Genomic DNA, 9,430 nt, shown 5'->3' with positions numbered 1-9,430 from the left:
GACCAGCACCGAGGCCGGACGCGCCGCCTCGGACGCCGAGGAGGCTTCTGCCCCACCGGCCGCTGCGCTGCCGGACGAGCCGGCTGTTGAGACGCAGAGCACGGAGAGCTGAATCATGTTGATTCCCCGCAAGGTCAAGCACCGCAAACAACACCATCCGCGTCAGCGCGGGCTCGCCAGCGGTGGCACGCAGGTGAGTTTCGGCGACTACGGCATCCAGGCGCTGGAGCATGCCTACATCACCAACCGCCAGATCGAGGCGGCACGTATCGCCATCAACCGGCACATCAAGCGTGGCGGCAAGGTGTGGATCAACATCTTCCCGGACCGCCCGCTGACCAAAAAGCCGGCGGAGACCCGAATGGGTTCCGGCAAAGGCTCGCCCGAGTGGTGGATAGCCAACGTCAAGCCTGGTCGCGTGCTCTTCGAGCTCAGCTACCCGAACGAATCGATCGCCCGGGAAGCGCTGACCCGAGCAATCCACAAGCTGCCGATCAAGGCACGCATCATTACCCGAGAGGAGCAGTTCTGATGGCAGTGGGAGTTTCCCCTGGCGAACTGCGCGAGCTCACCGACGAAGAGCTGACCGAGCGGCTGCGCGAATCCAAGGAAGAGCTGTTCAACCTGCGCTTCCAGATGGCGACCGGCCAGCTCAACAACAATCGTCGACTCCGCACGGTGCGCCAGCAGATTGCGCGCATCTACACCGTGCTACGTGAGCGTGAACTCGGCCTGGCATCGGGCCCAGATGGTGCAGGGAGTGAGGAATCGTAATGGCAGAGGCGAAGACCCCGCAAAAGTCCGCGGCGAAGAAGGCACCCGCGAAAGCCACCCCGAAGAAAGCCGCCGCAACGACAGAGACTGCGGGCGGCGCTACGCCCGCCGACGATGCGGGCCGCCGGCCCGCTGAGAAGGCGGGCAATGGCAGAGGCCCCAAGCACACACCACGCACCCCGAAGCCCCGCGGTCAGCGTAAGACCCGCATCGGCTACGTGGTGAGCGACAAGATGCAGAAGACCATCGTCGTCGAGCTGGAAGACCGTATGCGTCACCCGCTGTACGGCAAGATCATCCGGACCACGAAGAAGGTCAAGGCGCACGACGAGAACAGCGTCGCCGGGATCGGTGACCGCGTCTCGCTGATGGAGACGCGCCCGCTGTCGGCGACCAAGCGCTGGCGGCTCGTCGCGATCCTCGAGAAAGCCAAGTAAGCGCCCGAGCCGACTACTCGCAAAAGCCCCCAAAACCTGGATTGTTTTGGGGGCTTTTGGATTCCCTCGTCAGTCGTCAGCTCTGCGGTATAGGCTTCATCCGGTATCCCGGGGGTCCACTACGAGAGTGAGGCCAGCGATGACGATCGAGTTCAACGGCAAGATCGAACTCGATATCCGTGATTCGGAGCCGGATTGGGGTCCGTTCGCCGCGCCGACTGCGCCGGAGAACGCCCCCAACATTCTCTATCTGGTGTGGGATGACACCGGGATCGCGACGTGGGACTGCTTCGGCGGTCTGGTCGAGATGCCGGCGATGACGCGCATCGCCGAGCGCGGCATCCGGCTCTCGCAATTTCACACCACGGCATTGTGCTCACCGACCAGGGCTTCATTGCTGACCGGTCGCAACGCCACCACCGTCGGCATGGCCATGATCGAAGAGTTCACCGAGGGCTTCCCTAATTCCAATGGTCGGATACCGTTCGAAACTGCGCTGCTTTCCGAGGTCCTCGCCGAGCGGGGCTACAACACCTACTGCGTCGGCAAGTGGCACCTGACGCCACTTGAAGAATCCAATTCTGCAGCCACCAAGCGACACTGGCCGACGTCACGCGGCTTCGAGCGGTTCTACGGGTTCATGGGCGGAGAGACCGACCAGTGGTATCCAGACCTCGTGTACGACAACCACCCGGTGGCACCGCCGGGGACGCCCGAGGACGGTTATCACCTGTCGAAGGACATCGCCGACAAGACGATTGAGTTCATCCGGGACGCCAAGGTGATCGCCCCCGACAAACCGTGGTTCAGCTATGTCTGCCCCGGCGCCGGGCATGCCCCGCACCACGTCTTCAAAGAGTGGGCGGACCGCTACGCCGGCAAGTTCGACATGGGCTATGAGCGCTACCGCGAGATCGTGCTGGAGAAGCAGAAGTCTCTTGCGATCGTGCCGTCGGATACCGAACTGTCTGGAATGAACCCGTACCTCGACGTCAAGGGACCGGACGGCCAGCCGTGGCCACTGCAAGACACCGTGCGGCCGTGGGACTCGCTGAACGACGAAGAGAAAATGCTGTTTAGCCGGATGGCCGAGGTGTTCGCCGGCTTTCTGAGCTATACCGATGCCCAGATCGGCCGAATCCTGGACTATCTCGAGGAATCGGGCCAGCTGGACAACACGATCATCGTGGTGATCTCCGACAACGGGGCCAGCGGCGAGGGCGGTCCGAATGGATCGGTGAACGAGGGCAAGTTCTTCAACGGCTACATCGACACCGTCGAAGAGAGCATGAAGGTCTTCGACCACCTCGGTGGGCCCGACACCTACAACCATTACCCGATCGGATGGGCGATGGCCTTCAACACGCCCTACAAGCTGTACAAGCGCTACGCCTCGCATGAGGGTGGTATCGCCGATACGGCGATCATCTCGTGGCCCAACGGTATTGCGGCGCACGGCGAGGTCCGGGACAACTACGTCAACGTTTGCGATATCACCCCGACCGTCTACGAGCTGCTGGGGATGACACCACCGGACACCGTCAAGGGTATCTCGCAGAACCCACTGGACGGCGTGAGTTTCAAAGCAGCACTTGCCGATCCGACTGCCGACACCGGTAAGCAGACCCAGTTCTACACCATGCTCGGCACCCGCGGGATCTGGCATCAGGGCTGGTTTGCCAACACCATCCATGCGGCCACGCCGGCGGGCTGGGGGCATTTCGATGCCGATCGCTGGGAGCTCTTCCACATCGACGCTGACCGCAGCCAGTGCCACGACCTGGCTGCCGACCAACCCGAGAAGCTGGAGGAGCTGAAGGCGCTGTGGTTTTCCGAGGCGGCTAAGTACAACGGCCTGCCGCTGGCGGATTTGAACATCTTTGAAACGCTGGGGCGCTCGCGCCCTTATCTGGTCGGCGAACGGCCCAGCTACACCTACTATCCCGACTGCGCGGACGTCGGTATCGGTGCTGCCGCCGAGATTCGGGGCCGCTCGTTCGCGGTGCTGGCCGACGTGACGGTGGACACCAGCGGCGCCGAAGGTGTGCTGTTCAAGCAGGGCGGCGCCCACGGCGGGCATGTGCTGTTCATCCAAGACGGACGGCTGCACTACGTGTACAACTTCCTCGGTGAGCGCCAGCAGCTGATTTCGTCGTCGGATCCGGTGCCGTTGGGCAGAAACTTTCTCGGCGTTCGCTATTCGCGGACCGGAACCGTGCAGAACAGCCACACGCCCCTCGGTGAGGCCACGCTGTTCTTCGATGACGCCGTGGTGGGCACGCTCGCAGATGTGATGGCACACCCGGGAACATTCGGATTGGCGGGTGCCGGCATCACGGTCGGGCGCAACGGCGGCTCGGCGGTGTCCACCCGCTACAAAGCGCCGTTCGCCTTCACCGGCGGCACCATCGCCCAGGTCACCGTCGACCTTTCGGGCCGGCCGTACCAGGATCTGGAAAACGAACTGGCACTGGCTTTTTCGCGTGACTGAGAATCCGTCCTGATACGTATGCCCACCGAGCTGGTCGAACTGCCCTCCGGATCATTCCGGATGGGATCGACGAGCTTCTACCCCGAGGAAGCGCCGATCCACACGGTGACGGTGTCCGCCTTCGCCGTGGAACGGCATCCGGTGACCAATGCGCAGTTTGCCGAATTCATCTCCGCGACAGGCTATGTGACGGTCGCCGAGCAACCGATCGATCCGGCGCTCTACCCAGGCGTCGACGCAAGCGAGCTGCGCGCCGGCGCGATGGTGTTTCGTCCAACGCCAGGTTCGGTCGACCTGCGCGACTGGCGGCAATGGTGGGTCTGGGTGCCGGACGCGAGCTGGCGGCACCCGTTCGGGCCCGACAGCGACATTGCCGACCGGCCCGACCATCCGGTCGTGCAGGTGGCCTATCCCGATGCCGCGGCATATGCGCGCTGGGCGGGGCGGCGGCTGCCGACCGAGGCCGAGTGGGAGTACGCGGCTCGCGGTGGAGCCACCACCACGTACGCGTGGGGCGACGAGGAGAAGCCCGGCGGAAAGCTGATGGCCAACACCTGGCAGGGCAGATTTCCCTACCGCAACGATGGGGCGCACGGTTGGGCCGGAACATCGCCGGTCGGTGTGTTTCCACCGAACCAGTTCGGCCTTGTCGACATGATCGGCAATGTCTGGGAATGGACGACGACCGAATTCTCGGCCCATCACCGACTGGATCAGCCGCCGAAGGCCTGCTGTGCGCCGTCGCGGCCCGCCGACCCGACCATCGCGCAGACGCTCAAAGGCGGCTCGCACCTGTGCGCACCGGAGTACTGCCACCGGTATCGGCCTGCCGCACGGTCACCCCAATCGCAGGACACCGCCACCACACACATCGGATTTCGATGCGTGAGCGATCTGCCCGCCAGATCAGCTGATCGCGTCGACCGCGCTGGAGACTCGTGATTGAAACTCGGGCGCCAGCGGGATGTAGCCGTGCTTGTCCAGGTCGATCTGGCCGGGGCCAAGCGTGGCCTGCAGGGCCGCTTTGACCGCCTGCCCGACTTGGCGGTCGGGGTATTTGGAGCAGGCGATCTCGTAAGTGGCCATCACGATCGGGTAGACGTCTTCTTGGCTGGGGTTGTAGAACGACGAGAGGTCGAGCACCAGGTCGTTGCCCTTGCCGACGATCTTGGCCCCGCTGATGGTCTTGCCGACCGAGTCGGTGCCGATGCGTACCGGCCGTCTCGACTTGCGGCTGGCCGGGGTTTTAATCTCTGCGGCGTAAAGTCCCTCGTCCATCGCGAACGACAACTCGTTGTAGGTGATCGCGCCTTCGGTGTTCTTCACCGTCGCCGAGGTGCCTTCGTTACCTTTGGCGGCGGTGCCGACGCCGCCCTTGAACTCCTTGCCGGTGCCCTGGGTCCAGACTCCGCCGGCCGCGGCCTGCAGATAGGCCTGGAAGTTGGCGGTGGTGCCGGATCCGTCGCTGCGGTAGATGACTTTGATGTCCTCTGGCGGCATGGATGCGTTGAGCGCCGAGATGGCCGGGTCGTCCCAGCGCTTGATGCTGCCGTTGAAGATCCCGGCCAGCGTCGGCGCGTCGAGCACCAAAAAATCGACGTTGTAGAGGGTGTAGGTAACGGCCAACGGCCCGAACACCACCGGCAGGTCCCAGGCTTCGGCGCCGCCGCAGCGCCGCTTGGCAGCGGCGTGTTGGTCGTCGGACAGCGGAGTGTCCGATCCGGCGAAATCGGTCTTGCCGGCGAGGAATTCGCTGATTCCGGCGCCCGAGCCGTTGGAGGTGTAGTTGAGCGTGTGCCCGGGGCAGGCCTTGCCGTACGCATCCACGAACCGCTTCATCGCGTTGGCTTGCGCGCTCGAGCCGCTGGCGCTGATCGCCGCCTTGCCGCCGCAGGTCACGACCTCACTGGCGTAGGCCAGACTGGTGTGCGGGACCTCGCATCCCGACAGCACGATGGCGCCCGCAGACAGCAAACTCACGGCGGCAACTAATCGCTTGTGCTTCATGTTGATTGCCTCACCCCGAACTCGATTCGTGTTGAGAATTGCAGGTGTCGGAACCTGCATGCAAACCAACATCAGATTAACTGGTCAACGCCCAGCGCGCCGCCCGGTTGCGAGGCGAAAATGCCGACGCCGTGCCGATCTTGAATTGCGAGTTACCGACGGATGGCCAACGGGTGACGGGACTTCGGAGTCTCGCGGGGCAAAGTTATTTCGGCGCGCGGCCAGCACGGGTATTCGCTAACCTGGCCCCGTGCTGCGCCGACGGTCACGACATTCCGGTAGCGACGAATGAGCGTTGATGCTCCCTCGACAGCACCGCCGTCCCCGCCGAAGGAAAAGCGGTCGCGACGGGGCATCGGGATCGGTCTGGCGATTCTGCTGGCGTTCTTCGCCACCTACGGCCTATCGCTGCTCGGCGTCCGCGCACTACAACGGTCAGAGGGTCCGCTCCCGCCATTGGACCTCACCCAGGCCGGCCCCGACGACACCATTGTGCAGATACGCCTTCAAGAGCTGAAGTCCACGACGAATCGCCTCACGGTGAACGTGCTGATCTATCCGGGTGAGTCGCTGTACGACAAGCGCTTCGATGAGCTGAACACCGACATCGCTGTGCGGCTGTATCCACCGAACGACCTGGGAGACCTGCAATTCCCGAAAGGTAAAGCGCCGGCGCAAGTTAACACCACGATCGAGGCACACGGCAATCCCGGCACTTGGCCATTCGACGCGTACCACACCGAGCCACAGTCGGCCGATGTGTTCGTCGGGACAGGCGCCAACCGCAAACGGATACCCGCTGTTGTCCAGGTGACCGGGGCGATGGACGGCTGGGACGCCGAAGTCCACCGCAATACCGACACCAGCGAAACCGGAAACCACAACATCAGCAATGTGGTCGTGACCCTGGAACGGGCCAAGGGCCCGCTGATCTTCGACCTCGGCATCATCGTGGTCCTGATCAGCCTGCCTACCTTGGCGCTGTTGGTGGCCATTCCGATGGCGATGGGCCGGAGGAAATTCGTGCCGCCGTTCGCCACCTGGTATGCCGCGAACCTGTTCGCCATTGTTCCGCTGCGCAATATCCTTCCCGGCGCCCCACCGCCCGGTTCCATGATCGACCAAGCTCTGGTGCAGTGGGTCTTGCTCGCGCTGGCGACGGCGATGGCGTTGTACATCTACGCCTGGGTAAAGCAGGGGGACTGACGCCGCGGCTCAAGAACCGTGGCAGGTGAGCGCAACCCGAGCTATCACGCTGTCGGAGTTCAGCAGGTTGGTCTCGACGTCGCCATAGAAAGAGCTGTTGTCAGGGCTCCAGTTGGCGGTCTGAACGACGGTGGCATACACCGGTTTCCCGCCGAATACTTTGGCGTCGCCGCCTGTGTTGAAGTCGCTGAGCCGCTGTGGATTTGACCCATCCGGACTCATCGTCCACCAGTCGGTGCCGTGTGACGGGTTGTCGGCGTTGGTCATCCACAACACCTGACCGTCGGGCGTATAGCGGGGATGCTCGTTGTAATTGTTGCCCCGGGTAAGTCGAGTGATCGCACCGGATTTGAAGTCGAGGCGGTAGATCTGGCTTTTCCAGAGGTTGTGGGTTTCGAAGTCGCTGGTGAACACCAGAGACGATGAGTCGGCGGAGAATCCGCCGCTCTCGTTGAAAGCATCGCCCGCGGGGGAGACCGTGCGAACGTCAGACAGCGCGGGCGTGCCGTCTTGGCTGACGGTGAAGTCGGCGACCTTGATCACCCAGAACCCGGCGAAGCGATCGGGGTTGATCACTCGGGGCGCCTTGGTGCGCTCGGTCCATTCGAGTAGTCGGCCATCGGGTGAGAACTCCGGGATGATGGTGCCGTGGTTTGTGTCGGTCGGGACGTCGGTGAGCTGCCAGGCGTGTGACCCGTCGGCGCTGGCCACCCACAGGTCCGAGTAGCTACCCCAGCCCGGGGTAGCGACCATCGAGTCGCCCGGGTGATCCGATTTCTCGGCGACAAACGCGATGAACTTGCCCGACGGGCTCCACACCGGCGAACCGGTGGTGTGTTGCGGGAAGTTCACTGCACTCATCCCGAACTGTGCGGGGTTAGCACCGTCGGGCTTGACCGTATAGATGTGGTAGTGGCCGTCGCTGCCCTTGGCGTTGTAGGCCAGCAGGTCGTTGGCTTTGGACCAGTCGGCGCCGAAGGCGTCCTTCCGGAACACCTGATAGCTGATCGGCGGGCCACATCCAGGCCGCCCAACGGATCGTTCGGGTAGCGGTTCGGAACCGTGGCCCGCGACCGGCAGGCGGGCACACGAGGTGCAGAAAACAGCGCACAGAACTGAAATCACCACCCAGGCACGCGGGCGAGTATGAATCGTCAAAATGCTGTCCAAGACACGCTGCATCAAACGGATATTAGATTTTCGAAGCGAGTATCTCTCCGGTCAGCTTCCGCGTAGCAACCGGTCCCTGCTGCTCAGCTGGCTGCACGCCAATGTCGGAGGGCTGTGGCATACTCGAATGTATGTTCGAATCAGCGACTGGTTTGACGTCGCCGGAGGTGATCGCCCGGTTTGATGAGTTGTTCGAGCGGCACTATCCGTCGACCACGCCGGAGTCGGCTGCGCTGCTGGATCGCATCTGCGCGTCGTGGCGGGCGCAGAACCGGGCGGCGGCTGCGCAGCTGGCCGCGATGGGTGAGTTGTTCGGCTATCGGCTGGCGCGCTGCTCTGATAACGAGGAGTGGGCCATTGACACCGAGGAAGCGGTGTGCGCTGAGGTGGCCGCGGCGTTGCGGATCAGCCAGGCGCTGGCCGGCAGTCAGCTGCGCTATGCCCGGGCGATGCGGGAGCGGCTACCGGAGGTCGCGGAGGTCTTTAAAGCCGGCGATATCGACTGTCGGACATTCCAGACGATCGTGTATCGCACCGATTTGATCACCGACCGCGACGTGCTGGCCGCGGTGGATGCACAGCTGGCTGCCAATGTGGTGCGCTGGCCGTCGATGACCAAGCGCCGGCTGGCCGGCCAGATCGACAAGATCGTGGGCAAGGCCGACACCGATGCTATGCGGCAACGTAAGGAGCGCCACGCCGAACGAGAGGTTTGGTTCACCGATCTCGAGAGCGGCATCTCCGAAATCCACGGCAGCTTGTTTAGCCCTGATGCGCATGCTCCGGAGAAGCGATTGACGGCGCTGGCGGCCACGGTATGCGAACACGATCCACGCACCCGCGAGCAGCGCCGCGCCGATGCGCTGGGGACGCTGGCGGCGGGAGCCGATCGGCTGGCCTGCCGCTGTGGACGAGCAGACTGCAGCGCCGGAAAACGGCCTGCGGCAACGCCTGTGGTCATCCATGTCATCGCCGAACACGCCACCATCACAGCCGGCGGCGCAGCGCCAGCATCCGAGGTGGGTGCTGATGGGCTCATTCCGCCAGAACTCGTCACTGAACTCGCGGAGTCGTCCAAACTGATGCCGCTGGTTCATCCCGCCGAGGCTCCGCCCGAGGCCGGCTATGTGCCGTCGGCGGCGCTGGCGGACTTCGTGCGCTGCCGGGATCTGACCTGCCGCTGGCCCGGCTGCGATCGTCCGGCCTTCGACTGCGACCTCGACAGAGAGCATGGGGGTGCGTCACTGCCGGTGGCGGTCTGACTCTGACCTCGACTGACGCCGACTGGTTGTCCTTGTGTGGATTTGTCGGCCGTCGCTGGGAGTGGCGCGCGACGTCACCGACG

8 protein-coding genes and 1 pseudogene are annotated in these 9,430 nt (G+C 63.8%); 7 read left to right on the top strand and 2 right to left on the bottom strand.

The features are described 5' to 3' along the window. The first annotated feature begins 115 nt into the window (after window positions 1–115). The 5 genes from rplP (at window position 116) to WAN71_RS22080 (ending at window position 4,644) form a co-directional block, all read left to right on the top strand. On the top strand, window positions 116–532 hold the full coding sequence (gene rplP / locus WAN71_RS22100) for a 50S ribosomal protein L16 (protein WP_422227376.1): 417 nt from the start codon (window positions 116–118) through the stop codon (window positions 530–532). Further along, window positions 532–774, top strand: coding sequence for a 50S ribosomal protein L29 (gene rpmC / locus WAN71_RS22095; protein ID WP_422227375.1), 243 nt, complete (start codon window positions 532–534; stop codon window positions 772–774). Before rplP ends, rpmC begins: the two co-directional genes overlap by 1 nt. Continuing rightward, window positions 774–1,211, top strand: a complete 438-nt coding sequence (gene rpsQ, locus WAN71_RS22090) for a 30S ribosomal protein S17 (RefSeq protein ID WP_422227374.1) — start codon at window positions 774–776, stop codon at window positions 1,209–1,211. Before rpmC ends, rpsQ begins: the two co-directional genes overlap by 1 nt. 139 nt (window positions 1,212–1,350) lie before the next feature. After that, window positions 1,351–3,702: a sulfatase-like hydrolase/transferase gene (locus WAN71_RS22085; RefSeq protein ID WP_422227373.1), complete on the top strand. Its 2,352-nt coding sequence runs from the start codon at window positions 1,351–1,353 to the stop codon at window positions 3,700–3,702. An 18-nt stretch (window positions 3,703–3,720) separates the two neighbouring features. Next, window positions 3,721–4,644 carry a formylglycine-generating enzyme family protein gene (locus WAN71_RS22080; RefSeq protein WP_422227372.1) on the top strand — a complete coding sequence of 308 codons (924 nt, stop codon included), beginning with the start codon at window positions 3,721–3,723 and terminating at the stop codon, window positions 4,642–4,644. Here the strand turns inward: WAN71_RS22080 and pstS are convergent. After that, the gene (gene pstS / locus WAN71_RS22075) at window positions 4,609–5,709 is read right to left on the bottom strand and encodes a phosphate ABC transporter substrate-binding protein PstS (protein WP_422227371.1); all 1,101 of its coding nucleotides are present in this window, start codon (window positions 5,707–5,709) and stop codon (window positions 4,609–4,611) included. The two genes, WAN71_RS22080 and pstS, sit on opposite strands and share 36 nt — an antisense overlap. Before the next feature lie 288 nt (window positions 5,710–5,997). Between pstS and WAN71_RS22070 the strand changes: the two genes are divergently transcribed. Beyond that, window positions 5,998–6,915, top strand: coding sequence for a DUF4436 domain-containing protein (locus tag WAN71_RS22070; RefSeq protein WP_422227370.1), 918 nt, complete (start codon window positions 5,998–6,000; stop codon window positions 6,913–6,915). Between the two features lie 9 nt (window positions 6,916–6,924). Here the strand turns inward: WAN71_RS22070 and WAN71_RS22065 are convergent, their stop codons facing one another. Then, window positions 6,925–8,097 (bottom strand): hypothetical protein, encoded by a 1,173-nt coding sequence (locus tag WAN71_RS22065; RefSeq protein ID WP_422227369.1) that lies wholly within the window; start codon window positions 8,095–8,097, stop codon window positions 6,925–6,927. A 119-nt stretch (window positions 8,098–8,216) separates the two neighbouring features. On the opposite strand from WAN71_RS22065, the pseudogene WAN71_RS22060 reads away from it, so the two are divergent. Continuing rightward, a pseudogene (locus WAN71_RS22060) lies at window positions 8,217–9,308 on the top strand (13E12 repeat family protein); the annotation flags it as partial. Window positions 9,309–9,430: the final 122 nt, after the last annotated feature.

It is taken from the genome of Mycobacterium sp. (assembly GCF_049280035.1).
GTDB lineage: Bacteria > Actinomycetota > Actinomycetes > Mycobacteriales > Mycobacteriaceae > Mycobacterium.
The sequence above is the reverse complement of the archived record's forward strand: the minus strand, read 5'-3'. Positions and strand labels throughout refer to the sequence as shown.

Coding starts and splice junctions, on each gene's coding strand:
- rplP (WP_422227376.1), top strand. CDS start 116: ATGTTGATTCCCCGCAAGGTCAAGCACCGCAAACAACACCATCCGCGT.
- rpmC (WP_422227375.1), top strand. CDS start 532: ATGGCAGTGGGAGTTTCCCCTGGCGAACTGCGCGAGCTCACCGACGAA.
- rpsQ (WP_422227374.1), top strand. CDS start 774: ATGGCAGAGGCGAAGACCCCGCAAAAGTCCGCGGCGAAGAAGGCACCC.
- WAN71_RS22085 (WP_422227373.1), top strand. CDS start 1,351: ATGACGATCGAGTTCAACGGCAAGATCGAACTCGATATCCGTGATTCG.
- WAN71_RS22080 (WP_422227372.1), top strand. CDS start 3,721: ATGCCCACCGAGCTGGTCGAACTGCCCTCCGGATCATTCCGGATGGGA.
- pstS (WP_422227371.1), bottom strand. CDS start 5,709: ATGAAGCACAAGCGATTAGTTGCCGCCGTGAGTTTGCTGTCTGCGGGC.
- WAN71_RS22070 (WP_422227370.1), top strand. CDS start 5,998: ATGAGCGTTGATGCTCCCTCGACAGCACCGCCGTCCCCGCCGAAGGAA.
- WAN71_RS22065 (WP_422227369.1), bottom strand. CDS start 8,097: ATGCAGCGTGTCTTGGACAGCATTTTGACGATTCATACTCGCCCGCGT.